Below are 25,900 nucleotides of genomic sequence, written 5' to 3' on the forward strand. Positions count from 1 at the left end.
AGTCATCTGTAAGTAGAAAATTACTATTTTCATTTTTAATAACTATAATAGATTTAAAAAGTAAATTCTGTAGAAATTATTTCAAATAATAAGCAATTCAGATAAACAATCTATAGCTAATCGGGTTAATAGTATGTTCATTTTACAACTTAAACAATCTAAAAACATATAACTATGAAAAAGCAAATTTTAAGCCTTGCACTTGTCGCGACAATGATTGGTGCAATTACTACAAGCTGCAGTTCTGAGAAAAAAGCAAGCAGCGGGTCTGATAGCACCAAAATGGATTCGGCGTCTACAACAACTCCGGCAGCGGCAACTGATACTGCTAAAACCGATACCATGAAAAAAGACACGGTTAAAAAAGATACAGCAAAGAAAATGTAATTTTCGCCATCCAATAAAAAAGGTCTGGTTTTTAAAGCCAGACCTTTTTTATTGGGAAATTTTATTTTGCATTAAAAAGCGGTTTTGATAACACCACCGTCGGCCCGCAAAGAAGCGCCGTTAGTTGCTGCTGATAATGGACTGGCTACATAAGTTACCAGGTTGGCAATTTCTTCGGTAGTGATAAAACGCTTCAAAATAGATGTTCCGCGCACGTTGGCGAAAAAGTCTTTTTCAACTTGGGTGTTTGTAACGCCTTGGTCTTTTGCCAGGGAGTCGATAAAATCACCAACTCCCTCAGAAAGTGTCGGACCAGGCAGTACAGAATTTACCGTAACCGCGGTTCCTTGGGTAAGTTCTGCCAGGCCACGGGCTACCGCAATCTGCGCTGTTTTTGTCATGCCGTAATGAATCATTTCTGCAGGGATTTGCAATGCCGATTCACTTGAAATGAAAATTATTCGGCCCCAGTTTTTGGCAATCATCTTATCAAAATAAGCACGCGATAATCTTATACCACTAAGCACATTCACCTCATAAAATTTAAACCAATCTTCATCGGTGATTGCCTTAAATTCTTTGGGCTCAAAAATACCAACGTTATTTACCAGTATATCAACTTCGGGCAATATCGCGGTTAAATTTTCGACCTGTTGCTTATTTGAAAAATCGGCAGCAATTCCTTTGATGTTTTTGTTGCCGGTTTCAGCAATTAATTTTTGAACGGTTCTGTCAACTTTATTTTGATCGCGTCCATTAACGTAAACCTGAACGCCTTCGGTCGCCAATGACTTTGCTATCGCGTAACCAATACCGGCTGTTGAGCCTGTAACTAATGCCAATTTGTTGTTTAATCTAAGGTCCATGATTTTTATTTATGATTTGTTGTTAAGTACTAAATCAATACAATCATAATACCCAAATATAGATTTGTCAGTATTTCTAAATTTAACGTTAAATAGGTTTGACAAATCTTAGGATATATTACAAACGCCTGATTTTAGAGCTAAATTCCAATCAGTTTATTTATGTCATAATTAACAGACTGTTAAATTGAATCGATGGATTCCCCTACAAGAAAAAAGCCTTTGAGAAGCTATAAAAAGGGGAAATGAAGTAGTAAAATTTTAATGTTGTGAATAAGTTTATATCGCATAAACAATCACACCACTAAAATAGTAGTTCTTTTGATAAATACAAAAATATTATATTATTTTTTTTACAAAAAAAATGAAAGCAAAGTAACCATTGTCTTTATATCGCCAAAACTCAAAGACGGTGAACGCCTAACAACGTTATTTCGTTGTGAGTTTGGCAATTCAAAAGCCCTGTACTTTTGCTGTAAATCAAAAAAGCGAGGCCTCTGATCGCCCTTAAAAGTCAAACATAACTTTTGGCCGTCAACGGCAAGAACCAATAAGTATTTTTTGGGTGAATCCGATGCAACGACAACAGACGATTCGCAACCATTAATAAGTGTATCTTTTATGGTAGATAACTTTATAACTTCTTTTGAGGTACTATTAAGATAAAATACCTCACCCTTATCGTTATCTACCGGAGGAACAATAATAGTTATATATTCGTTAAAAGCACCCTTATCAGTCGTATCAGATCGAAAGTAATCTAAAACCTGTGAATGAGACTTAAAGGGAATTACGAGCAAAAAAAGAAGTAAAACTTTTTTCATGATAAGGGTTATTTTAAATGGTGCCGACCAAAATAATGTTTATAGTCGACATAATCAAGGGCAGGAGGGGGCATCCCCTGTAAAATACTTTCAGAGGTAATACCGACCTCTTTCAACTTCTTTTGATAGTGAAAGAAAGTAGACCGGGGCAAAAGATTACTCTTTCTTAATTCGTCCAGTGAATAATATTGCGAGAGGAGCGAAAGCGTTACAATCATCGGTTTATTATAACTGTTTTCACGACGAAGCTTTTCGTTTTCCTTTCTAATATTATCCCTCGTTTCATTAAGGGCATCTACTTTCTGCATAACATCGAATATTGATAATTTTTGTGTTAATTGGTAATCCTTTACCTTTTGCCAGAAAAATTCATACATCTCTTTGAATATTTCCAAAGAGAAATGTACGCTTTGCGTTATTATGGCATCATAATGCATTACAGGCTCAAACACAAAATGTTTGCTTTGTTCTACAAAACGCATAGCGTTTTTGTAAAATTCCGGCGAACTTTTGCGCGCCCAAAGATGATTGGTTTGGTCAAACATGAACGGTACATATTTACAATGCAATTCAGCCTTTTCAAACAAATAATTAATTTGAGCGGCCCTAAAAGTTACCTCATACCGGAGTATCTTATCGGCCATTTCCTGCAAATGGTCTAACGTTTCCCCGGTATTGTTTTTCTTTAAAAGTTCTTTACGATCATTCTTTTTAAACTCTGTACCCTTATGGTAGATTTTAAACGAATATCGTTTCGTATGGTAAAATAGGGTAGTACCGTAGTCTTTACCCTCGTTTTTAGAGGACCGACCATATTTCTTTAGCAATACTTTTTGTTGTTCCAGGTATGACAGCGCATCATTTTTTGAATTGAAAAATTGATTATAACACATGTCAAGACGTGTTAACTCAATATCAAACATTTTCACAGTCTGTAAAAAATGCTTTTTTACAAAGCCCTGCAAAAAATCAACAAGGTATTGGTAAATTGTTTCAGGTGACTGACTGTAATACCTTATAAACTGAATAACATTTGTACCAAAAAGATACTTTGGTATAGCAAAATTAAAGCTTATGAAATTTTGCGCAATATTATAAACGTAAGATAAAGTATAATGACTTGAGGCAATATAAATAGAAGAACGCTTAGTAAAAGCAGTAATGTTATTAGTATCATGATGAAGAAGAGCACGAATTTTGCTATTCTCAAACATTTCGCCCGTATCTTCATCCACCAAGATAATTGTCGAACCGACCTTTGAGGTCCGTTCAAATTGAGTTTTGATAATATTGTAAGTGTCGACATTGTTAAGTTTAAATTCGATTGTGTCAATCATGAGAAAATGAAGTAATAATATAATAAAGAGATTCAAAGCCTGAATAAATCTGTACAGCCGAACCGTCAGTAAAAACAACGTCACACGTATCAAAATTTATAGTAGTATCATCTACCTGTTTACCACTAATAAATTCAGCAAACTGACTTGGAGAAAGGTTTTGGTATAATTCCATTATTTAGAAATTGGAAAATCAATAAATATTTGTTTAGCATCTAAACCAGTCGCTTTACAATGGTCGATGTAAATCTTATGGTTTCTTTCACGCTCTTTTACAAATTCATCCTGTATAAGCGTTTTACCCGCTTCTACAGCTTGATTAAGCGCACGGAAGTAATCTATTTTAATACCAAATTCTTTTTCAAAAATGGTTTGATTATAGTGTATGCCCGCACGACTTAATGATTCATAGGTTAAAGCGTGAACGATATGCGGAAGCATATCTGTAGGTATATCAAGCAAATTAAAGTCGTAAAATTCTTTTCCGTCTTTATATTCTTTTACATACCAAATTTTATGCTCTATTCTTTGTGACATAGCTAAAGATTTATAGGTTAAAAGTTATTTTAAGTAAAAATCGACTATACCGAACGATCTAAACTTTAGGCGTAGTTTATCCACCCTCATTTTTGAAGCCTTTACAAGAGCTGTATTGGCGTTAAAATCGCCTATATAAAAATGTAAACTATTGGCAGATATCATAAACCGCCTACGGCCCTGATAGGGCCTTCGATCATAAGGTTGTACCACTACGTAGTACTCCTTAGCATAAGGTGTATTAAATAATAATGGCATAAAATTCAGGTTAAAACAAAAAGCCCGGGGATACCCGGGCTTTGGAGATTAGTAAAGAAAAACGGCCACCTTATCAGGATCAAATTTGCTGTATGTTTGTACGTTCCAGAGAGAACGGTACATGCAGGACATCCTGTATAAGGATACGATTTGATAAGGATGACCGCCTTTCTTAAAAGTAAATTTCATTCCGACCATCATCTCACCGAGATACAATCGGCCGGGTGAATAATCATAGGACATAGCCCATTATTTTTTTCGGATGAAAAAGAACCATCCGGCAGCGGCTGCAGCGCCAATCAATAAAATGTTTTTCATTTTGTCGTTAATTAAAAAGTCTAAAGCCTTTTGTTTAATTGAAGTGTCGAGACGTTTATCCCATTCTTTCGCCTCTTTCGTCCGGCCTATATGCAAGCCCCATTTATAAACACCTATTTCACCCGGAGTAAAATGTGTTTTAACAGCAGCTAACAGGCCGTTTACGTCTTTTGTGGCAAGCGCAAGAGCATCACCTTTAGTGTATAACTTGCTATCTGATTGCCCGAAATTCAAAAGGTCGTATTCGGGTGAACGGTAAGAGGCCAAAACCTTAAGGTCTGTAAACGCTTCATTAGATTGAACACCGGAAAGTGTCAACAGCAATGCAACGTTTATGCGGGTATTACTTACGGGATTTGCTGTAAGCAAATCACCAAGCGTAAGACCATAACCATAAGGTTGGTATTTGAGGTTTGAAGTTTTATCAAAAACCAAATATTCGCCGTCTAAGGAAAATTTGTTTTCGATCTGATCCGCTTTTAATCGGCTTACTAATTCCTGTTTATTCATAACTAAACACTACGAACGGGTGTAATTTCACCCAAGGTTATAGTACCATACCCTTGTGTACCGCTTAAGTCAAAAGAAAGTATCAAATCACCAACAACAAGACCAAGTTTTACATCAAATACAGAGTGTAAAGAGGTAGGATTTGAGTTTAAAAAACTTAAAACACAAGTGTTGTAATTAGGAATAGCTTGTGTACGCAAGCGCAATTCTGTACAATTAGCAACCTGCAACCTACGAACACGACCAACGTCATGTATATTAATCGTAGAAATTGCGGTTTCATTTGTACCATCATACGAATAAACGTAAACAGGCCATTGCGCCAAGTTTACAATATCGATGTAAGGATCATCCGTTACCGGGTGATCTATAGGGTACTGATTATACCCATTTTGATAAGCGGCATTAACGTCGTCCGACGTTTTAGGGTTAGGGTCTGAAATTGTAATATTCATAATTAATTAGGAATAACATCAAGTGAGATAGGAACATTAGCATCAAAATCGTGATGCTCATTAAAGTTAAGAGGTATAGTATTACCGTTAACGGTTGTAGCAAATTGCCCGGCGCTACCTTGCCCACCTTGCACACTAACTACGTTAACCGTCCAAAGCCTGTTTGGAATGTTAACTACTTTAGTTTGACCGGGGTAAAGGTCTATATCAACGGTTAAACCGTCGATAGAAGATAAATGTATTATCGTATGAGCATTAGAAGTACCGTTATGCGCTGTAATAGTTCCAGAGACAGCGCAAAGGTTTGTATCAATGTGATCAGATACGTAATTAGCATCGCCCAATATATTTGGTTTGGTATCACCATTGGCTAAACCCGTAGCGGTATCGTATTTCTCTAACGTTGCGTAATGAGCATACCCTGTATTACTACCGTGGCTATCTAATACGCACGTTAAAGACGAGGCCAAAGGCCGCCAACCATAAACAACGGACGGTTGTCCGGGATCAACAACCACCGGGGCGGCAGGTGAATCACCATCGCAGCAGCGCAAATCACTAAAAGACGATTTGATAAAGTGTCCCCACTTACTCATAATAATAAACATTTATAGCCGCTAACCAACAATTCAAACTGAATTGTAGGTATAAACGAACCTGTCAAAACGGGATCAAACCCCGCCCCATTTTGCACGTAATAACTACCCGATAAACGTATATCGGTAAGGTATTGCATGCAATTACGGCTGAAAACTAAGCCTTCGGCAACTTCGTCAAATTGAGACAGAACGAATTGCTTAAAAGCGGCCATATCAGCCGGAGCGGTAAGTGTGCCGTAACACAACTGAATAAAAGTGCGGTTAACACCGCTAAGGTTAAAGGTTAAGCGGCTATAGCCAATGTTGTTGCCGACTGTTTCCAAGTCAGGCAAAAGCATATCCATATAACCGACATACACCGAATTTTGAAACTGTGTAGTCTGATGCTGATTTAATTGATGGTCTAAAAAGTCATCACTTGGAAAACGTATAACACCAACAAAAGCATTGACGTTGTCAAGCTTTCGTGATGTTACGTTTTGTAACAATTGCTTACACCATTCCTCCGTGCCATAGTCGTTGCCCTTGACAAAGACCTGACTAAGCGTGTTTTTTTGTTCTATTGGCATTAGGTAATTGAATTAAGCGGTTTTAATAGCGTCAAGCCAAGAAGTAATTTGTTTGCATTCAGAAGCATACAAAACATAGGTTAGATGATCAACAAGCTTGCCCGTCAGGACATCGTCTGAAAACAACGATTTACCCCACGTAGTGAAATTAACATTAAACACATGAATCCAACTTTTTGCATAATTAGGAAGACTCCTATTACCATAGGCAATAGAAACAAGCTTGATAGTCGGAACAGACATACCCTTAACAACTTTAATAATTTCATCATGATCAACAACCTCTCTATCCATTAGTGTATGGAGCAAATTAGCGTTTCCCTGATGCAAACTACCAACGCTATAACCTTGACTACCTAAAGAAGTTGCAGTAGCTTTAGCAGTTTTAATTTGCGAAGACTGTGTGTTAACATAATCAGCACCTACCGCCTTTTCACCATCTGAATTTGCCTTATCAATAGCGCTATTGGTCATAAAGGGCTTAAAAACTTTATTATAAAGTATAAAACCGCCCAAGCCAATAGCACCCACTATTGCTAAGTCAATTAAAGACTTAGGATTAGGCATCTTAAAAGACGGTGCTTTATAAGACTTAAAATTTGCCATTTTATAGGGATTTTTGAGGTTTTTATTAGGCTTGAAGTCTAAAACTTCGCCTGTATCCGGGTCAATATTTTGGGTCATCTGATAATATTGACGTTCACGGCGATTTAACCTTTCTTTATAATTTCCCCGTTGGGATTGGTAATCGCCAGTTCCGTCACTTTTATTAGACATACCCAATAAACCCGCTATATTTCCCTCAAATGCCATTATCCGGGCATATCATTTGGATCAAGTTCATTATCGCCCGGATTCATAAAATCCTGAATTTTGCGAACGATAATAAAGAAGCTAAAGGCTAAAATTATACGAACATACCACGAATCTAAGTGCTTAAAAACCTTGTCTTTTAGTTCAGGCTCTACGCCCTCACGCTCTTTACGTTGGTATTCTTTGACATTCTCGTCATACCAAAGTTGAGATTTATTGCTTAACTCGTTTAAGTCGGTAGGGTCGATGTCAACGGTTTTCTTTAAAACCGATGAAATCAAATTAGGTAATTTCATTAAATAATTTTGATTAAATAAATTAAGCCCGGTTAAACCGGGCCATAGTAGAAGTTTAATTAACGGCGGCGTCCGCCACCGGATGTTAAAAGAAGAAGCAAACCGCCACCTATAGCGGCAGGTAAAGCCCAAGAGGGTAAGCCGGAAGAATTTGTAGGATCGTTAGCACGACCACCTACACCAGTATTAACGTCCACTTGAGCATGCGCACGACCAGACAAAAAATCTGTAGCGGCACCAAACAAACCAGTTAAAGACTGACCTATGGACGGTGACGTATTAGACACTGCCTGTGTGCCATCAAGGGCAGACACAGGAGCGCCGCCAGTGGCGTTACTTTTATTTTTATCAAAAGCATTGCCCAAGCCTTGCACGCCAACGTAATTACCAACAACATTTCCGGCAGCTTTACCAACTCCTTTTAAAATACCAAGGTTTATTTTACCAAAGGTTTTCCAAAAAGACATACCCTAAGATTTGGCCGGAATAGCGGCAACCGCCTTTTCCTGATGTTTAGCTTGTAAGTTAGCAGCTTTGTTTAATATAGTCATATCGGTGCGATATGTCCAATAAACAAGGACATTGTTACCTTGTGTAACTTGATTAGGATTGAATTTGATATCAAATTCCACACCGTTGAAATGTTGGTGAAAATCCATCAATACAAATGATTGATCCTGTTGAAACGAAGCGCCCAAATCATAATTTGACCCGGCTGGAATCAACTGTTTACCATAACGGGAAACCTTTCCAAGGATCAAATCACCAAAAGTCAAATTTTCGCTATAGCGATCAGATGAGATTGTTATGTTTTGGATAACGTTATTGGTAAAGTTTGTTTTGTCGTAATTCAAAATTACGGCACGTTTCACATTATCACCTAAATCGTATTTGCGGCTACTTTCAGAAGCCTGTACAACTACCGATTTAATTGAAGGAATAAACTCCTCATAACCTACTGATTTTAGAGGTTTCACCTCTAAGTAGGAACTTGCAGTTATGGCAGGTACAAACAAATCTTTCATGTTTGACACTTCAACGAATAAAAAGTCATCACCTTTAAGGTTGATATGACCGCCAAAAGGAATAACAAAGGCAATCAATGAACCAAGATTGCTATTGATAGTATCCCCGTTGGAATCGAACGCATATTGCGTAAGCATATCGACATTTGACGCAAGGCCCAGCTTTTTAAAGTCGTCTTGAACAATAATATCCTGTACACCGTTTCGGTTAAGGATGACTTTTACAACTGATTGTTCAAAATCAACGTCAGAACTTACAGGCGTTCCGGTCGGATTGATAAGGTAGGCTAATACCGCTAAACCGTTAACTGTTTGGTTGCGGATATTTTCGGTTTGTGTTTCACGATTACGTATAATCATTATGCAGTATGATTTTTAAGTTTTTCTATCATTGGTTTTAATTGGTCTTTAAAAAAGTACCAAACGCCGCCAACGATTGCGGCAAGGAGGATAAAAGGCTGTAAGGCACGTGGGATTAATCGACCCACAATTGGAATGCGTGAACCGCCACCACGATACGAGCGACGATTATTAAAACGGGGTTTATTATAACGTGGTTTGTTATAACCACCGCCGTAAGATTTGCGGCCGAAACGGCCACGTTTAAAAAATGCCATGCTTTTTTGTTTTAGCTTGTTATACTTAGTTTGCAAAGCACGTAGTTTATTATTTTTGGGTTTACGTGTCTTTTTTATCATTTCGATTTGATAAAGTGTAAATACTGCATTCGCAGTAATCAGAGGTTAGAGGTATAAAAGTCCAACCCGTTGGACTGAATGTTCCGTGTTACAGACTCGGAACATACACACATCTTTATATGTTTAAAACGGGGATAAAGTGGGAAAGGGTAGAACCGCCGTTAACGTCTGCAATCTCCCTGTTAAGGAATCCCTTAACAACTTCACAGAAGGTAACACCATAGCGCAAACCAATCAATTGAAGCTGTTTAAAGTCTTCAGGATCAATTAACATACCGATCTTTTGGTCGGTTGGCTTTGGCTTTAATCGTTTAACCCTATAGCTGCCTACGACCTCATAAGGAAGTGCATTTTTTAATGCATCACCTAAAGCGCCGTCAGGCTTTGGAGCAGTATTTTTCCTACTTGCTCTATTCTGTTTTTTCGGTTGTTGCTGTGGTTGCTGTGGTTGTGACTGTACTGGTGTTGACATTGGATTTTTTAAGTTTTGAAACGATGTTAAAAAATAGATGAATTAGGGCGGAGGCAAGCAAAGCGCCACCGTAGTTAATAAGGGTATTGCCCACGCTATGCATATACGGCGTGCTTGCGGCAATAGGAAGCGCACCCGATACAACTTGTGTAACCGGGTGTGTCAATGTGTCTGTAATCAAAGTTGAATATGGATTTTTTCGATTTCGCCCCGAAACCAGAGGTTTACAAACCATGCATGTATATACGAACGAAAAATCTTTGCACGATAGCGCTGAAAAGAGCCATACGTGTACCGAGGCGTAAAAATAGACGAGTGATCTAAGTCTTTTTTACGACATTGATAAAACGGTCGAGCAGGGATAAAAGGCAGTTTTTTTTTAAGGATGTACATAATTAGAGGTTTAAGAGGTTAATAAGTTAGAAATTCGTGCATAGGAAACAACGAAAAGGCTAACAGCCCTCTTACCACCGTGCCTATTGCATAGACACGCCGATTTTAGGGCTGAAAGCCTAAATTCTATGTATTCCTGGAATTCACGATTTTGATAAAAACGGTATAGGAATAACGTATAGGTGGCTAAAGCCATCGATACATACCGTTACACTCTATGTGAGTTAGGGATGCCTACGGCGTATAATAGGCCCTGCCGGGGGCTGTTGTTTAGGACGCTACCGCTACCAAGCGGAGAAAACAACTAACTTAAAAAATAAGCAGCAGCGCCGAAACAAACGGCGGCAATAATCCCGGTTTTCACAACCGGAGGAACAGGAGGGAGGCCGCTATTAAAAACGGCAATTTCTTTGCGACGACGAGCGGCTAAATCCGGCGATGTAACTAATTCATTAGTTCCGTTTTTGTGCGTTTTATCGTATTCAAGCATCTTATCAGTTACCGTTTTGGTATTGCGGGTGCTATTCCATAAGGTAATTATCTTACCGAGCGCACCCGAACCCTCATTATAACCAAAACTAATTAATGCATCGAACTGGTTTTGTGTGGGATTTGTTTTTAAATCCCGGTTGATCTGAATTTCAAGCGGATGAATATCCGATTGCATTAACTGGACACCGTAAGCAACGGTAATAACCTGCGTACGTAACGCAGTTTCACCGATGCCGATCTGATGACCGTAACCAATGGAATATTTTTGTACGTTATTTACGTAACCATCCGGATAAGCTTTGGCGCTAAAACTTTCAGTAGATTTTAGGCGGCTAATTGCGGCAGATGATGTATTCATAATAAATGCTGTTGCGACTGTTGTTAATAAAATTAAACGTTTCATGTTGTGTATTTAAAGTAATCTCCAAGACCGCCCAGAGGTATAAAAACCTCACTTTTTGGCGCAGTATGGGGAACGTTATCCGCTTTTAGCGGAAACGTATAAATCACTTCTTTGCCATTATCAAATACAATTTCGATAAGCAGCTTTGCGCCTTTTACCATGTGAAACCCAGTTTCACCGGGCTTAAGCAGTAAGGGTTTTTCTAAAATTTGGACGGCCATTTTCGTTATTAATTAAGGGTGAATGAAATTTGTGAAGTAATATCTCAATTGACTTTATTTCGATCCGGTATTCACGGTCACGTTTCGACGCAAGCGTTTTTTTACTAACCGGCTCTAAACGTTCTTTGAAAAATCGCCAATTTTGAAACTCATTTTGATAAAGCTTTTCCAGTAACGCTATAAGCGTTTCACGCTCTTTTCTACTAAATGAGAATGTAGGTTTGATGTTAGATTTTGTCATGATTTAAAAGTTAAAAAGCTATAGAGGAAGAAGTTTCTTTAATTTCTTTATCTTTTTCTTTAATTTAAAGTTTTTACGTTCAAGACGCTCACGGTCATCGTAACAGGACCGGCGGCTATCTACGTGAAATTTTAAATCTTGCCTCATATCGTATACATAATAAAATAGCCTACGAACCGCAAGGACAAAAAGAACAGAAACTATTAAAACAACTTGTAAATAGATTATAGACATAATCAAAAATTAAAATGGATGTGAATGGTAATTACCCGACAAAAGGTTATAAACCGAAAGGCCGAAACCAATTAAAGCGGCAATAGACATAAACCAAATAAGCAGGTATATAAACCTGTAAAATAACTTATTCATAATGTTTGAGGTTTGAGATTAAAAATTGTTGTTAAACAAGTAAAGCGCCCCGAAGGGCGCTTTACAGAAATAAATATGTAGTAAACCTAAACTACCTTAATGTTATGAACAGGCTCTATTACCATAGGTTTTGAACGCCGAACAGGCGGTAAACTGTTTCCTTCTTTCAAATAATTGACTGCCTGATCTTGCATCCGGAGGTAACAACGTTCCATCCGAAGCAGAATAAAGGGTGGTCTAAAAGGGAAAGTAGGAATAATTACAAACTGTTGTTTTAATTCAATCCATATAGGCATTATCGAGCCGAGTTCATACGTAGAACCTTGATAGGTCATAGTAACTAATTGCATAAGGTTTATTATAGTTTAAGGTTGTAAGTAAAGAATTAAATTTATTAGTTGCAACATATATTGAATTGCAACCACCTGAAATATTATATTAAATTTTTCAGGGCTTTTTTAAATTTTATTATTTCTGTATAACAGTGAATGTCAAAGAACTAAACACCGCCTTTTACTTTCCATCATAATATACATTATGTTAAATATAACAACGAAATAAAGAGGCCCTTTTTCAAAGACCTCTTTATTTCGTTGTTATTTTATAGCATCAATCTCTGCTTTTAACTTAGCAGCATTGGCATCGTCTTTAACGCCCAAATAGTAGGTTCTTAAATTTGTTAATGCATCAATTGATTTTGGATTTAAATCCTTAGCTTTTTGCAAATATGGTTTCGCTAATTCAAATTGCGCTTTTGCTTTTGCAATAGCTGCATCGTATTCTTTTTGCTTGTTAGCAGGTAATTTATTAGCCGCATTGTATTCGTCAATTGCCGGGTTAATAATTACATAGCCTAAGTTTAAGTTAGCTTCAAAATAATTTGGATCAATTTCTAAAGCTTTCTTATACATATCGGCAGCTTTACTGTAGTTTTCTACTTTGGTAGCCTGTAGTTTAGCTTTAGTAGCAGCATCTTTAGCTTTCGCCTGTTCTTTGATGATAGCCTCAGCTGTTTGAGAGTACGTTAAACCTGCATAATAATAAAGTGTTTTATTTTTAGGATCAGCAGCTAAAGCAGCCTGGATTTTATCCAAAACCTCTTTTTCTTTACCTGTCTGAAGGCTGATCTCTATTTCCCTTTTACGTAGTTCAGAATTTGACGGGTATTTTGCAACACCATCAGAAACTATTTTAAGTGCGTTTGCGGTATCGGCGCTTAACAAATAAACAGATGACAGATCAAGGTAAATAGTCTGTACTTTTGAAAATTTTGTAGTAAGTAACTTGTTATAGTTTGAAATAGCCGCAGGATAATTTTTTGAATTTGCCGCAGATAAGCCAGTGTAGTAAATAGCGTTAGTATCCTCTGGTAAAATGGTGCGGTAATAATCAAAAGATTTGTAAGCCAAATCATATTTGCCGCTACCGTACTCAGCAACACCTTTGGTAAGCTGGTACTGCGCCAGGTTTAAATTGGCTGTTTCAATTATTTGTTTGTTTTCGCCCTTAGTATCCAGTTCTTTGGCCTTTTTCAGTGCCTCTTCTGCTGTTGTAAACAAAGGCAATGAAGTAGCGGCAACTGTATCAAGATTTGCATAAGTAGAATAAATAGCTCCCTTCAAAGCGTATGTTTGAGGTAACGTAGCTGTTTTTTCATTAGCTGCCGCTTTGTCAATCGATTCTTTTGCAGTTGTAAGACTTGCTTTTGCTAAAGGCGTACCTCTTAAGCTTTCATACTTTTCATATTCTGTTTGCGCAGTTTTTAACTCGCCTTTTTGTGCAAACGTTGTTGCTGAAACGAAGCCCAAAAGGCCAGCCATCAAAAGTTTGATTTTCATGTTTTGTTAATTAGTAAGCTGTTTTAATTTATTGTTTATTCTGTCTAATTGATCTTTATTATTGGTTGTAGCGTAAACCAATTTTAATGCTTCTAAACCTTTAATGTTATTGGGCGCTATTTCATTTGCTTTTTCAAGCCATTGAACAGCCATACCTAAATTTCTTCCACTCTCCCCCTCGTGTTTGCTTAAAGCGCTTTGTTTAAGGTATAATAACCCCAAATTGAATGCCGGGTCATACGCCGATCCGTTCAATTCAATGGTGCGCAGGTACAATGATTCTGCCTGATCGTATTTATTTAAATGATCATAACAGTTGGCTGCCACAAATGAAATATCGGCGTTATTTGCGTTAATGTCAAGTAGTTGACCAATTAATGGTTCTAACGACTTATAATCTTTTAAATTATTATAAATATTAGCCTCGTCAAGCAATAAAAACCTATCAGCAGGTAAAAGCTTTCTGCCTTTTTTTAAAATTTGGAGCGCTTTTGAAGTATCGCCCAATGATTTGTAAATATTAGAAGCAGTTTCGATGTACTCTGTTTTTGTACTATCAACAGCTAAAAGATTACTGTAATACTTAGCGGCATCAACCAAATTACCCATTTTATTATTTGAATACGCTATGTAGTCATTTATCTGGGTGAAATTTGGAGCGTATTTTTTTGCATTTTCAAAAGACTGCCTGCCATTCGCAAAATCAGAGTTGTTTACAAACTCAAATCCTTTACGGATATAAACGTTAGCTAAACAGCGTTTCGCATAGTCTATTTCGGGCTGGTGGTTATAAATTTTGGCGTTGCCTGATAATTTATCCACCAATGCAGATGTTTGAGGTAGTAAAGTAGCTGGTTGGCCGGTCGTATTTGCAGAATCAATATACAGTATACTTGCATTGATCAAAGCCCTATAGCTGTTCTTGGCCAGATCGGCAGAGTCTGACCTGGTAACTACTAAACTATCTGCCGACTTTTTAGCGGCACGTAAATACTTTAAATCTTTACTTTGCTTGTAAAAAGCGAGGTTATTCACCACAACTTTCAACGCTTCGGATTGAGCGAAGGCAAAAGTTGTGGTCATAAATGGTATTAAAACCGATAAAACAATTTTACGGCACTGCATAGTTTTTATTCAGTTGGTTCGTTAGTTGTTGGCTCCTCTCCTTCTTCTGTCGTTTCGCCTTCTGTGGCCGGACTAATTTCGGTGTTTTCGTCAACTTCTTTCTCTTCGTCTTCGTCGTGCTCAATTTTTGCAACTGATGCAATTTCGTCGTTTCCTTTGAGTGAAATTAACCTTACACCTTGTGTAGCCCTACCCATTGTGCGTAGCTCACCTATAGCGATACGGATAATGATGCCTGATTTATTAATGATCATCAGATCTTCCTTATCAGTAACACCTTTTATGGCAACAAGGTTTCCTGTTTTTTCAGTAATATTTAAAGTTTTTACACCTTTACCACCGCGGTTAGTTACCCTGTAGTCGTCAATATCGGTACGTTTGCCATAGCCTTTTTCAGATACTACCAGCACAGTAGTTTCAGCATCGTTAATACTGATCATACCCACTACTTCATCGCTTTCGTCATCAAGTGTAATACCACGAACACCGGTAGCTGTACGTCCCATTGGCCTAACGGTAGATTCGTTAAATCGAATAGCTCTGCCAGATTTAAGCGCCATTACAATTTCGCTGCTGCCGGTAGTTAAAGTTGCTTCTAATAATGAATCGCCTTCATTAATGTTGATGGCATTGATACCATTAGCACGCGGACGGGAATAAGCTTCTAACGAAGTTTTTTTGATGGTACCTTTTTTGGTACACATGATGATGAAGTTATTCTCCAGGTATTCTTTATCCTTAAGGCTAATTAGCTTGATGTAAGCTTTGATGTTTTCCTCTTTGGGGATATTGATAATGTTTTGGATAGCACGCCCTTTTGAGGTACGGGTTCCTTCTGGTATCTCAAATACACGTAACCAGTAACATTGACCAGATTCGGTAAAGAACAACATGTAGTTGTGGTTTGATGCCACTAACAGGTGCTCAATAAAATCGGCATCACGGCTGTTACTGCCTATAGATCCTTTGCCACCTCTACCCTGGCGGTGATATTCTGTTAAAGGTGTACGTTTAATGTATCCTTCACGTGATATGGTAATTACCACATCTTCATCCTCAATAAAATCCTCAGTTTGCATTTCTGCAGATGAGTGAACTATTTCGGTACGGCGCTCATCGCCATATTTTTCTTTGATCTCAGTAAGCTCGTCTTTAATGATCTGCATCCTTAAACCTTCATCGGCTAAGATAGATTTTAAGTAGTCTATCAATTTCATCAACGCGGCGTACTCATCTTTGATCTTATCACGCTCAAGTCCGGTTAACCGGCGCAGTGTCATATCCAATATAGCGCGGGCCTGGATATCTGATAATCCAAACTGGGCTATCAATCCTTCCCTTGCTTCATCAGGTGTTTGCGAAGCACGAATCAGGCGGATCACTTCATCCAGATGATCTAAGGCGATCAATAAGCCTTCCAAAATGTGCGCGCGTTTTTCTGCTTCGGCAAGTTCAAATTTGGTACGACGAATTACAACCTCGTGCCTGTGCTCTACAAAGTGATGTATCAGATCCTTAAGGTTAAGCATCATCGGGCGGCCATTAACCAACGCGATGTTATTTACGCTAAATGAAGTTTGTAAAGCAGTGTATTTGAATAGGTTATTCAGTACGATAGCGGCATTCGCCTCGCGTTTTATTTCATAAACAATACGGATACCTTCCCTGCTCGATTCATCACGAATGGCAGAAATACCTTCCAATTTTTTATCGTTAACCAATTCGGCAGTACGCTCAATCATCAGGGCTTTGTTAACCTGGTAAGGTACCTCGGTAACGATGATGCGCTCCCTGTCGTTTCCGTGAGTCTCAATCTCGGCGCGTGCCCGGATAACAACCCTGCCCCTGCCGGTTTCCAATGCTTCTCGTGGGCCTTCAAAACCATAAATAATGCCACCTGTAGGGAAATCCGGACCTTTAACGTGTTTCATTAGTTCTGAAACCTCAATCTGGCGGTTATCAATCAATGCAATTGTAGCATCTATAACTTCCGATAAATTGTGTGGGGCCATGTTGGTGGCCATACCTACCGCTATACCAGATGCACCGTTAACCAAAAGGTTAGGGAACTTAGATGGTAGTACAGTTGGTTCTTCTAAGGAGTCGTCAAAGTTTAATTGAAAATCGATGGTATCTTTATTGATATCGGCCAGCATTTCTTCGGCAAGTTTTTGCAAACGTGCTTCTGTATAACGCATTGCCGCGGGCTCATCGCCGTCAATAGATCCATAGTTACCCTGCCCCTCAACCAGCAAGTAACGTAAGCTCCACTCCTGGGCCATACGTACCATGGTATCGTAAACGGATTTATCACCATGCGGGTGATACTTACCCATTACCTCACCCACAATACGGGCAGATTTTTTGTAAGGTTTATTAGCATTTAAACCTAAGTCAAGCATGCCAAATAAAACACGCCTGTGTACAGGTTTTAAACCGTCGCGAACATCAGGTAATGCCCTTGATACGATAACCGACATTGAATAGTCAATGTAGGCAGATCGCATTTCTTCATCAATATTTATTGAAATTATCCTGTCTTCCTTGTGTGAATTATCGTTTTCTGTTCCTTCGGCCATTTTTGTTTATTTGTAGAACCTTCTTCTTATAATTTGCGCCTTAAAATTGATTTTTAAGCGACCTGCGAAGTTAAGAAAATAGTTGATTAATGTGACAAAACAGCATACTTGCCCCTGTTTTTTTTATGCACATTAGCTATTTTGTTACCATTGCAGCCTTGTTTTATTAATCTTCACCCAATGATCCTCAACCTTATTGCCATTAGGCAAAACGCTAAGTAATTTAAGTGTATCATTACTAATGCTATAAATGTATTTTACAGTTTTATTAAGGAGTTTAGATGGTTGCAGACTATAGGTTTGGGTTTCAAAGCAGGTATCTCCTTTGATTTCATAGTCTCCTTTTTCGTAAATAACATTCGCTTCGCCTTTTTCTTTCAGCGTAGCTTTATAATGCAATTTATCATAACTGCGCTGTAAGGTATAACCAACAGACGCGGTATCAACTTTTCCGTTAAAAAGCCCCCCTTTGTATTCCCAAACACCTTTCAGATAAATATGCCCGGTATTAAATGAGCATAAAATACAGACGAGTAAAACAGGCAAAACAAGCTTTTTCATAAGCGAAGATCTTAGGCCCAGTTAATTCCCTTTTTTAATAAAGATAATGTTTTTTCTTCCTCGCTGCCTGCGGTGGGCTGATAATTATAAACCCATTTTGCTGTGGGCGGCAAACTCATCAAAATAGATTCGATACGGCCGTTTGTTTCCAGCCCAAACCTTGTGCCCGCATCATATACAAGGTTAAACTCGGTATAACGGCTACGGCGCTGATATTGCCATTGCTGTTGATCGGCAGTGTATTCTTTAATTCTGTTACGATTCACCAGTTCTGTATAAATTGGTATAAACGAGCGGCCAAGCGCTTTTGAAAAATCAAAGATATTTTCCCAGCTCAGTTCATCGTTTGCGGTTAAGCGATCATAAAAAATACCACCTATACCCCTGGTTTCGTTACGATGTTTGACGTAGAAGTAATCATCGGCCCAAAGTTTAAAACGATGGTAAAAGTCGTGATAATAGGCATCGCAAACGTCTTTCAGTCCTTTATGGAAGTATTGAGCATCTTCTGCAATAACGTAATGAGGCGTAAGGTCAATCCCGCCGCCAAACCAACGTATGGGCTTGGCATTGCCTCCCATGGTAGAGGGCATTTCAAAATACCTGATGTTCATGTGAATGATGGGTACCATCGGGTGGTTGGGATGGATCACGATAGAAACGCCGGTAGCAAAAAAGTCATCAGAATCAACCTGCAATGCACGTTTCATGCTATCGGGAAGCTGGCCATGTACAGCCGAAAAGTTTACTCCCCCTTTTTCAAAAATATCGCCGTTTTGAATGATACGTGTGCGACCGCCACCACCACCTTCCCGCTCCCACTTTTCTTCTTCAAACTTAGCTATGCCATCAGTATGTTCCAATGCTGCACATATCTCGTCCTGTATCTCTTGGTAATCTGCCGCTATTTGTTCTTTGCTAATCATTACTGCAAATGTAATTTAATTTGAGAATTTGAAGATCTTAGAGTTTTAAGATGGCAAAACCGCCACGTGTTAAAACGCTCGATTGTTTAATTTTCAAATCAACTTATTTCTACATAGTCCAGATCTTTGCCAAACGTTTCCTTGAGCTGGCTTAGCGCAAATAACGAAATTACCGTTAAAATTATCATCATGATATATCCTGCAGAAATATAGCCGTAATGATCTTTAAATAGATTAAACACCATGATGATTGGGATAAGTAAACCGCGTACAAAATTAGGCACCGTGGTGGTAACGGTCGACCGGATATTAGTACCAAACTGTTCAGAGGCTATGGTAACAAATGTAGCCCAATAACCTACAGTACAACCCATAAAGAAACTAAGCACAGCGAATTTTTCAGGGGTAATACCCTGGCTACTCAGGTAAAAATACACGCTTACTAATGATAAAACCAGGAAAACAACCATAGTTAATTTTCTTGATTTTGTAAACTGGGCTAAAAGACCTGCAACAATATCGCCAACAGCGATTCCGATATAGCTATAAAAAATACCATCTCCTGGTTTAATAGCCGCTGTTGCGCCTAAAGCCACTCCAAACTTATCTGAAAAGCTTATTAAAACGCCCACAACATACCATAACGGCGCCCCTATCAATATGCAAAACAGATATTTCTTTAATCTTTCCCAACTGGTAAATAATATAAGCATGTTGCCCCTTGAAACGCTGCTGTTTTTTTCATTTTTAAACATTCCGGATTCAAAGGTGCCAATACGAAGTAATAAAAGTAAAATACCTAAACCACCACCTACAAAATAAGCGTTTCGCCATCCAAATTTGGCAACAAAATATGCCGCCGTAGCCCCAAACAAACCAATTACAGCAACCATCATAGTGCCATAGCCCCTGTTTTCTTTGCTCAGTGTTTCGCTTACCAAAGTAATACCGGCACCAAGTTCACCCGCAAGGCCAAGGCCGGCTATGAAACGTACCGCGGCGTAGGTATTTACATCATGTACCAGGCCATTGGCAAAGTTGGCAATAGAGTAAAGTAATATTGAGCCGAAAAGAACTTTAATGCGGCCAAGTTTATCGCCTACAATGCCCCATATAATACCGCCAAGCAATAGCCCAAACATTTGTACGCTTATGATAAATTGACCTTTATCGGTTATTTGCTCGGGTGTTAATCCAAGATCTTTAAGACTGGATATTCTTACTATCGAAAAAACTAAAAGATCATATATATCAACAAAATAGCCAAGGGAAGCAACAAGAACCAGGAAAATCATGTTCCGGGTAGCTTTGGCGTGGGTAGTATCAGTCATAGTTTATAGATAATTGGTTGGCTAAAGTAGCAGAATTTTATATATAAAATCAAAAAAAATGGCACAAAAAAACCCCCGCATCATGCAGAGGTTTCTTGCGAATAACTTTGGTTAACTATGCTTTTTTAACATTTACTGCCTGTAATCCTTTTCTGCCTTCTTCCACTTCGTAAGTAACGCTATCATTATCTTTAATGGCATTTACGCCGCCCTGTACATCTTTAAAGTGTACAAAAAGATCTTTACCATCTTCGGTAACGATAAAGCCATAACCTTTTTGTGTGTTAAACCATTTTACTTTTCCAGTTTTCATAATTATTGTATTAAAAATTTGTTGTGAGATTAATAACTAAAGCCAAACTGAAAATAAAATGGTTTTAATGTTCAGACGGAATAGATAACCCTATCTTTTTCAAATATATAAAATAATTAATAAACCAAATAAAATTATTTATTAGGTTGTGGAGTGGTGCGTAAATAGGGTTTAATGAGTGTAAAACCTTTTGGAAATTTGGCCGGGATGTCTTCCGTCTTGGTTGCCGGTACTACAACTACGTCTTCACCGTCTTTCCAATCGGCAGGGGTTGCCACACCGTAATTCGCGGTTAATTGTAAAGAATCGATAACCCTTAAAATTTCCTGAAAATTACGACCTGTAGATGCAGGATAAGTAATGATCAACTTAACAGCTTTATCCGGGCCGATGATGAACAACGAACGTACGGTAGCATTTACCGAAGCATTGGGATGGATCATATCATAAGCTTCAGAAATTTTGCGGTCTTCATCTGCAATAATCGGGAAGTTTACCTCCACTCCTTGCGTTTCGTTAATGTCGTTAATCCAGCCGGTGTGCGATTCAACCGAATCTACGCTAAGGGCCAGCACTTTAACATTGCGTTTGGCAAACTCATCTTTAAGGGCTGCTGTTTTACCTAATTCGGTAGTACAAACTGGTGTGTAGTCGCCGGGGTGCGAAAATAATACGGCCCAGCTATCGCCAAGGTATTCGTAAAAATCAATATCTCCTGCAGAGGTTTTTGCTTGAAAATTGGGGGCTTTATCGCCTAATCTTAAACTCATGACTTAATTTATTTAGTAGATTTATAGTCTACTAAGTTAATATGCATTATTTGAAAAAACCAAATTAAACAGAAATTATGCAACAATTTACGCCAACATTACACAAGGTATATTGTTGAACTGTTTTATACGCTACAAAAGCAATATACACATGGAACGACATACCTACGATACCGGAATAATTGGAAACTGTGCTTTTTTGGCGCACATTAATAAAAACACCAACGTGGAGTGGCTTTGCTGGCCGCGTTTTGACAGTACCTTCATTTTTGGCGGTTTACTGGATAAAAAGAAAGGTGGCGAGTTTTCTATACTACCCGAGGGGGAATACACCTCGCACCAATACTACCTTGAAAATACCAACGTACTCATCACCGAAATAAGCCCTGCAAGCGGCGGCATGTACCGGGTTACAGACTTCGCGCCCCGTTTTCACCAGCATCAGCGCTATCACAAGCCTTTAATGTTGTTCAGAAAAATTGAGGCTATCGCTGGCTCACCAAGAGTTAAGGTTAAGTGCGAACCTGTTTCTGAATATGGTGCAGTTAAGTTAAAGGTGAACCGCGGCAGTAATCATATTCAGTATTTAGGTGGCGAAGAGAACATCAGGCTTACCACAAATATTCCTATCAGTTATGTATTTGATGAGCATCCATTTGTACTTAACGAGATAAAGTACCTTGCCCTCACTTACGGCGAACCTTTAGAAGCCCCCTTGAATTCAACAGCCGAACATTTTCTGGCAGAGACTATTCAGTATTGGCGTACATGGATCAAGCACTCCTCTATAGCTACCTATTTTCAACCCTATGTGATCCGCTCGGGCCTGGCCCTTAAAATACACCAGTTTGAAGACACTGGAGCCATTATAGCTGCGAGTACCACCAGTTTGCCGGAATCGCCTGGAAGTGGGCGCAATTGGGATTACAGGTACTGCTGGCTGCGAGATACTTACTATGTGATTACTGCGCTAAACCACATTGGTCATTTTGAAGAAATGGAAAAGTACTTTAGCTATGTAACTGATATTTCATTTTCCGAGGATGAGCGGTACCAGCCCCTTTATGGAATCACCGGTAAAAAAGACCTTGTGGAAGAGATTCTTACCGATTTAGCAGGCTATATGGGCAATCAACCGGTACGTATTGGTAACCAGGCATCAGAACATATTCAAAACGATATATACGGGCAGGTAATGATCTCCTTGCTCCCGCTTTATACAGATCATCGTTTCGTTTTTTCGGAGCGCAAAGATTCGGTTAAATGGATTGAGTTTTTGCTTAGTAAAATAGAGCATACCATTGATGAAAAAGATGCTGGCATCTGGGAATTCAGAAATATGGCCAACATCCATTGTTACAGCAATCTTTTCCAATGGGCAGGCGCTTCGGCTGCCGAAAAAATGGCGCGAACAATTGATAACAAAGAATTAATTGATAAAGCTATCGCCCTTAAAGATCGGGCGGCGGCGCATATTGAAAGCTGTTATGATCCGGTTAGAAAAGTTTATACCAATTCGGCAGGCAGCTCAAACCTTGATGCCAGTACGTTGCAGCTGATCATGATGAATTACCTCGATCCAAATTCGCAAAGAGCTAAAGATCATTTAATTGCATTGGAGAAGGAGCTAAAAGCCACTAATGGGTTATTTTACAGGTATTTATATAAGGATGATTTTGGTAAACCCAAAACCACTTTCCTTATCTGCGCCTTTTGGTATGTAGAGGCCCTGGCCAGCGTTGGCCGCATTGAAGATGCTCAACGTGAGTTTGGAAACCTGCTTAAATATTCAAACCACCTGCTTTTATTTAGTGAGGATGTTGATGAAAACGATGGCAGCCAATGGGGTAATTTCCCACAAGCCTACAGCCACGTAGGATTAATGAATGCAGCCTACCGGATAGCTATGAAACTGGATAGACCGATCTTTTTATAAGGTGTTGTAATGTTGGAAGGTTGTAATGTTTGAAAGTTTTAAGGTTGAAAAGTTGTAACGTTTTAAAGTTTTTTAACATTCTTAATATTACAACTTTTCAGCTTTTAAAGGTAAAATATTGCGACCTGTTAACTTTTCAACCTTCCAACATTATAACCTTTCAACTTTAAAACCTTCCAACACCTCAACAGCCGAATGCTTAGTAAAGCTGGTTAGTAGCTTACGAACCTCCTGTGGGTTGCGCAGGTAAAATTTAGCCGCAGATAGGTTGCTGCCCACCTTTATGGTTATAGCGCTATCCGGCAAAGCCTTAAAGATATCCTCATCGGTATAATCATCGCCAAAGGCTATAATAAAATCATAGTCTTTATCTTCTGTAAGTGTTAGGGCAGCTTTGCCTTTGTTGATATCCATATTCTTTACTTCCAGTACCTTATCCCCTGCCAGTAGTTGTAAGCCTTTATCACTTGCCAGGTATTTTAGATTATTGATTAATTCATTGGCCCTAAGCTCGCCTAAGCCGGCCGGAGCTTTGCGGTAGTGCCAAACTAAGGAATATGTTTTTTCTTCAATAAAGGAGCCCGGAGTACGGTCTACGTAGGTTTCCAGTATGGGATAGATATCATGTTTCCACTGATCGGTTAAGCCTGCTATTTTATGCCAGGATGTACCATTTTGTTTAAACCACGAGCCATGCTCGGCAATAAGGTACATATTGGTATGGCTAAACCATTCATCAAGGTTTTCGTGTTTACGCCCACTGATCAATACAACCTGGTTGGCGGGATCTTCCGTTAGTTTCTGAATAATGCTATACAGCTCCCTATCGGGGCTTGCCTGTTCAATGTTTGATCTGAAGCCAACCAGAGTGCCGTCGTAATCTAAAAAGATGATTCTCTTTTTGGTTTTCACGTAGCGGTTAATGATGGATTGCTCAGTTGTAGTTCCAGCATGGCGTGCCTGCATGGAGCGCTGCATCAATTTAACCTCCTTCAATCTATCCATAAAAATTTTAACCCAGTGACTGATATTAAATTTAGCCACTAACTGCCGCATCGGAATCATCCTGCGACGCTGCTCATCCAAAGGCATATTGATAGCCTGTAAAATGGCCCTGCAAACCTCGCCGGTATTATTGGGGTTTACAATAATGGCATCAATTAACTCCTTAGATGAGCCGGCCATCTCGCTCATAATCAATACACCATCATTATTCACCCGGCTTGCTACGTACTCTTTGCTTACCAGGTTCATGCCATCACGCATCGGCGTTACCAAACATACATCGGCTGTGGCATACAGGGCCGAAAGTGTTTCTATCGGGAATGATCGGTAATAATAATGAATAGGGCTCCAATCCATAGTGCGATAGATGGAATTGATGTTGCCCACTTTTTTATCAATTTCTTCCCTTAAATGCGCGTACTGCGGCACAGTATCACGGGATGGTACTACAATCATATAAAGGGCGATTTTTTCAATACACTCGGGGCATAATTGCAACAATAATTCAAATGCCTGCAAACGCTGCAAAATACCCTTACTGTAATCAAGCCTATCTACAGACAGGATGAGTTTAGTATGTTTAAAATTATTTTTGATCAGTTCAACCTGTTCTTTTACGTCATCCTGTAAAGGTAGCGAAGCATATTTCTTTTCGTCAATTCCCATCGGGAATGATTCAACCACTATAGAGCGCTCACCCGTGGTTATGATATTTGACGATGTGGTAACAGGTAAAATGCGGCTGGTTGCGCCTAAAAAGTGCCGTACATCATCAAAAGTATGGAAACCTATTAAATCGGCACCAAGCATACCTTCCAATAATTCAGACCGCCAAGGGATTAGTCTGAACATTTCGTGCGAAGGAAATGGGATATGCAGGAAAAAGCCGATGGAAACATCGGGCAAATCATGTCTAACCAATCCGGGTAAAAGTAATAGCTGGTAATCATGAATCCAGATCACGTCGCCAGGTTCGGCAACGCTCAGGATCACATCCCTGAATTTTTTATTAACGGCCTGGTAATAATCCCAGTTTGATTGTTTGTAATTGGCGTAGGTAGATGAGTAATAATGAAAAACCGGCCAAAGCACTTCATTTGAAAAACCTTCGTAATATTGGTTAATTTCTTCCTGATCTAAAAATACAGGAATCAGGCTCAGGTCCTTTAATTGCTCTGTAACCCTATCCTTATCATGCTGTTCGGCAATTTCAACTCCCGGCCAGCCTATCCACACATTGTTATCTTGTTTATATATTGAACCTAAACCGGTTGCTAATCCCCCCTCGCTTGATGATAAACTATATTCGTCATCAGTTTTAGAAATTTTCACAGGTAACCGGTTAGATACAATTATCGTTTTGGGCATATTGAGTATATTTATTAAACTAATACTTAATAATGCTTAAACAGCTAAGTTGTTTGCTGAAATGC

The 25,900-nt window shown here is 38.8% G+C and carries 31 protein-coding genes; 2 read left to right on the forward strand and 29 right to left on the reverse strand.

The annotated features are described in order from the left end of the window. Positions 1-174 precede the first annotated feature (174 nt). Complete coding sequence (locus QWZ17_RS28000; protein WP_290308662.1) at positions 175-387, forward strand: hypothetical protein; 213 nt, start codon at positions 175-177, stop codon at positions 385-387. Between the two features lie 71 nt (positions 388-458). On the opposite strand, the gene QWZ17_RS28005 is transcribed toward QWZ17_RS28000, so the two are convergent. From QWZ17_RS28005 to QWZ17_RS28140, 28 genes are all read right to left on the reverse strand, one after another. Then, on the reverse strand, positions 459-1,253 hold the full coding sequence (locus tag QWZ17_RS28005) for an SDR family NAD(P)-dependent oxidoreductase (protein ID WP_290308663.1): 795 nt from the start codon (positions 1,251-1,253) through the stop codon (positions 459-461). Positions 1,254-1,606: 353 nt separating this feature from the next. Beyond that, positions 1,607-2,077 (reverse strand): hypothetical protein, encoded by a 471-nt coding sequence (locus QWZ17_RS28010; RefSeq protein WP_290308664.1) that lies wholly within the window; start codon positions 2,075-2,077, stop codon positions 1,607-1,609. A gap of 8 nt (positions 2,078-2,085) precedes the next feature. Further along, positions 2,086-3,414 (reverse strand): phage/plasmid replication domain-containing protein, encoded by a 1,329-nt coding sequence (locus tag QWZ17_RS28015; protein WP_290308665.1) that lies wholly within the window; start codon positions 3,412-3,414, stop codon positions 2,086-2,088. Further along, positions 3,407-3,589, reverse strand: coding sequence for a hypothetical protein (locus QWZ17_RS28020; protein ID WP_290308666.1), 183 nt, complete (start codon positions 3,587-3,589; stop codon positions 3,407-3,409). Before QWZ17_RS28020 ends, QWZ17_RS28015 begins: the two co-directional genes overlap by 8 nt. Then, complete coding sequence (locus tag QWZ17_RS28025; RefSeq protein ID WP_290308667.1) at positions 3,589-3,951, reverse strand: hypothetical protein; 363 nt, start codon at positions 3,949-3,951, stop codon at positions 3,589-3,591. The genes QWZ17_RS28020 and QWZ17_RS28025 overlap by 1 nt, the downstream gene beginning before the upstream one ends. A 24-nt stretch (positions 3,952-3,975) precedes the next feature. Next, the gene (locus QWZ17_RS28030) at positions 3,976-4,209 is read right to left on the reverse strand and encodes a hypothetical protein (protein WP_290308668.1); all 234 of its coding nucleotides are present in this window, start codon (positions 4,207-4,209) and stop codon (positions 3,976-3,978) included. 249 nt (positions 4,210-4,458) lie between these two features. Beyond that, positions 4,459-5,037 (reverse strand): hypothetical protein, encoded by a 579-nt coding sequence (locus QWZ17_RS28035; RefSeq protein WP_290308669.1) that lies wholly within the window; start codon positions 5,035-5,037, stop codon positions 4,459-4,461. A 2-nt stretch (positions 5,038-5,039) separates the two neighbouring features. Next, the gene (locus QWZ17_RS28040) at positions 5,040-5,492 is read right to left on the reverse strand and encodes a hypothetical protein (protein ID WP_290308670.1); all 453 of its coding nucleotides are present in this window, start codon (positions 5,490-5,492) and stop codon (positions 5,040-5,042) included. Positions 5,493-5,494: 2 nt separating this feature from the next. After that, the gene (locus tag QWZ17_RS28045) at positions 5,495-6,088 is read right to left on the reverse strand and encodes a hypothetical protein (protein ID WP_290308671.1); all 594 of its coding nucleotides are present in this window, start codon (positions 6,086-6,088) and stop codon (positions 5,495-5,497) included. Next, positions 6,085-6,660: a hypothetical protein gene (locus QWZ17_RS28050; protein WP_290308672.1), complete on the reverse strand. Its 576-nt coding sequence runs from the start codon at positions 6,658-6,660 to the stop codon at positions 6,085-6,087. The genes QWZ17_RS28045 and QWZ17_RS28050 overlap by 4 nt, the downstream gene beginning before the upstream one ends. A 12-nt stretch (positions 6,661-6,672) precedes the next feature. Further along, the gene (locus QWZ17_RS28055; RefSeq protein WP_290308673.1) at positions 6,673-7,473 is read right to left on the reverse strand and encodes a hypothetical protein; all 801 of its coding nucleotides are present in this window, start codon (positions 7,471-7,473) and stop codon (positions 6,673-6,675) included. Further along, on the reverse strand, positions 7,473-7,769 hold the full coding sequence (locus QWZ17_RS28060) for a hypothetical protein (RefSeq protein ID WP_290308674.1): 297 nt from the start codon (positions 7,767-7,769) through the stop codon (positions 7,473-7,475). Before QWZ17_RS28060 ends, QWZ17_RS28055 begins: the two co-directional genes overlap by 1 nt. Positions 7,770-7,828: 59 nt before the next feature. Beyond that, a complete protein-coding gene (locus tag QWZ17_RS28065; protein WP_290308675.1) occupies positions 7,829-8,236 on the reverse strand; it encodes a hypothetical protein in 408 nt (135 codons plus the stop codon). Positions 8,237-8,239: 3 nt separating this feature from the next. After that, a complete protein-coding gene (locus QWZ17_RS28070) occupies positions 8,240-9,154 on the reverse strand; it encodes a hypothetical protein (protein WP_290308676.1) in 915 nt (304 codons plus the stop codon). Beyond that, positions 9,154-9,492 carry a hypothetical protein gene (locus tag QWZ17_RS28075; protein WP_290308677.1) on the reverse strand — a complete coding sequence of 113 codons (339 nt, stop codon included), beginning with the start codon at positions 9,490-9,492 and terminating at the stop codon, positions 9,154-9,156. The genes QWZ17_RS28070 and QWZ17_RS28075 overlap by 1 nt, the downstream gene beginning before the upstream one ends. 115 nt (positions 9,493-9,607) lie before the next feature. Continuing rightward, positions 9,608-9,964: a hypothetical protein gene (locus QWZ17_RS28080; protein ID WP_290308678.1), complete on the reverse strand. Its 357-nt coding sequence runs from the start codon at positions 9,962-9,964 to the stop codon at positions 9,608-9,610. A 697-nt stretch (positions 9,965-10,661) separates the two neighbouring features. Beyond that, on the reverse strand, positions 10,662-11,252 hold the full coding sequence (locus QWZ17_RS28085) for a lysozyme (protein WP_290308679.1): 591 nt from the start codon (positions 11,250-11,252) through the stop codon (positions 10,662-10,664). Next, positions 11,249-11,413, reverse strand: coding sequence for a hypothetical protein (locus QWZ17_RS28090; protein ID WP_290308680.1), 165 nt, complete (start codon positions 11,411-11,413; stop codon positions 11,249-11,251). Before QWZ17_RS28090 ends, QWZ17_RS28085 begins: the two co-directional genes overlap by 4 nt. A gap of 22 nt (positions 11,414-11,435) precedes the next feature. After that, positions 11,436-11,714 carry a hypothetical protein gene (locus QWZ17_RS28095; protein ID WP_290308681.1) on the reverse strand — a complete coding sequence of 93 codons (279 nt, stop codon included), beginning with the start codon at positions 11,712-11,714 and terminating at the stop codon, positions 11,436-11,438. Between the two features lie 243 nt (positions 11,715-11,957). Continuing rightward, a complete protein-coding gene (locus tag QWZ17_RS28100; RefSeq protein ID WP_290308682.1) occupies positions 11,958-12,083 on the reverse strand; it encodes a hypothetical protein in 126 nt (41 codons plus the stop codon). A 596-nt stretch (positions 12,084-12,679) separates the two neighbouring features. Beyond that, the gene (locus tag QWZ17_RS28105) at positions 12,680-13,921 is read right to left on the reverse strand and encodes a tetratricopeptide repeat protein (protein ID WP_290308683.1); all 1,242 of its coding nucleotides are present in this window, start codon (positions 13,919-13,921) and stop codon (positions 12,680-12,682) included. A 6-nt stretch (positions 13,922-13,927) separates the two neighbouring features. Then, positions 13,928-15,046, reverse strand: a complete 1,119-nt coding sequence (locus tag QWZ17_RS28110; protein ID WP_290308684.1) for a tetratricopeptide repeat protein — start codon at positions 15,044-15,046, stop codon at positions 13,928-13,930. Positions 15,047-15,051: 5 nt separating this feature from the next. After that, a complete protein-coding gene (gene gyrA, locus QWZ17_RS28115; protein ID WP_290308685.1) occupies positions 15,052-17,625 on the reverse strand; it encodes a DNA gyrase subunit A in 2,574 nt (857 codons plus the stop codon). Between the two features lie 144 nt (positions 17,626-17,769). Then, a complete protein-coding gene (locus tag QWZ17_RS28120; protein ID WP_290308686.1) occupies positions 17,770-18,186 on the reverse strand; it encodes a hypothetical protein in 417 nt (138 codons plus the stop codon). Positions 18,187-18,197: 11 nt separating this feature from the next. Then, a complete protein-coding gene (gene hemF, locus QWZ17_RS28125; RefSeq protein WP_290308687.1) occupies positions 18,198-19,112 on the reverse strand; it encodes an oxygen-dependent coproporphyrinogen oxidase in 915 nt (304 codons plus the stop codon). Positions 19,113-19,210: 98 nt separating this feature from the next. Next, on the reverse strand, positions 19,211-20,443 hold the full coding sequence (locus QWZ17_RS28130) for an MFS transporter (RefSeq protein WP_290308688.1): 1,233 nt from the start codon (positions 20,441-20,443) through the stop codon (positions 19,211-19,213). Between the two features lie 115 nt (positions 20,444-20,558). Next, positions 20,559-20,756, reverse strand: coding sequence for a cold-shock protein (locus tag QWZ17_RS28135; protein ID WP_090650362.1), 198 nt, complete (start codon positions 20,754-20,756; stop codon positions 20,559-20,561). A gap of 134 nt (positions 20,757-20,890) precedes the next feature. Further along, positions 20,891-21,526 carry a peroxiredoxin gene (locus QWZ17_RS28140; protein WP_091142655.1) on the reverse strand — a complete coding sequence of 212 codons (636 nt, stop codon included), beginning with the start codon at positions 21,524-21,526 and terminating at the stop codon, positions 20,891-20,893. Between the two features lie 151 nt (positions 21,527-21,677). Between QWZ17_RS28140 and QWZ17_RS28145 the strand changes: the two genes are divergently transcribed. Beyond that, on the forward strand, positions 21,678-23,462 hold the full coding sequence (locus tag QWZ17_RS28145; RefSeq protein ID WP_290308689.1) for a glycoside hydrolase family 15 protein: 1,785 nt from the start codon (positions 21,678-21,680) through the stop codon (positions 23,460-23,462). Positions 23,463-23,612: 150 nt separating this feature from the next. On the opposite strand, the gene QWZ17_RS28150 is transcribed toward QWZ17_RS28145, so the two are convergent. Continuing rightward, positions 23,613-25,835: a bifunctional alpha,alpha-trehalose-phosphate synthase (UDP-forming)/trehalose-phosphatase gene (locus QWZ17_RS28150; protein WP_290308690.1), complete on the reverse strand. Its 2,223-nt coding sequence runs from the start codon at positions 25,833-25,835 to the stop codon at positions 23,613-23,615. Positions 25,836-25,900: the final 65 nt, after the last annotated feature.

The organism is Mucilaginibacter flavus (assembly GCF_030409315.1).
Lineage (GTDB): Bacteria > Bacteroidota > Bacteroidia > Sphingobacteriales > Sphingobacteriaceae > Mucilaginibacter > Mucilaginibacter flavus.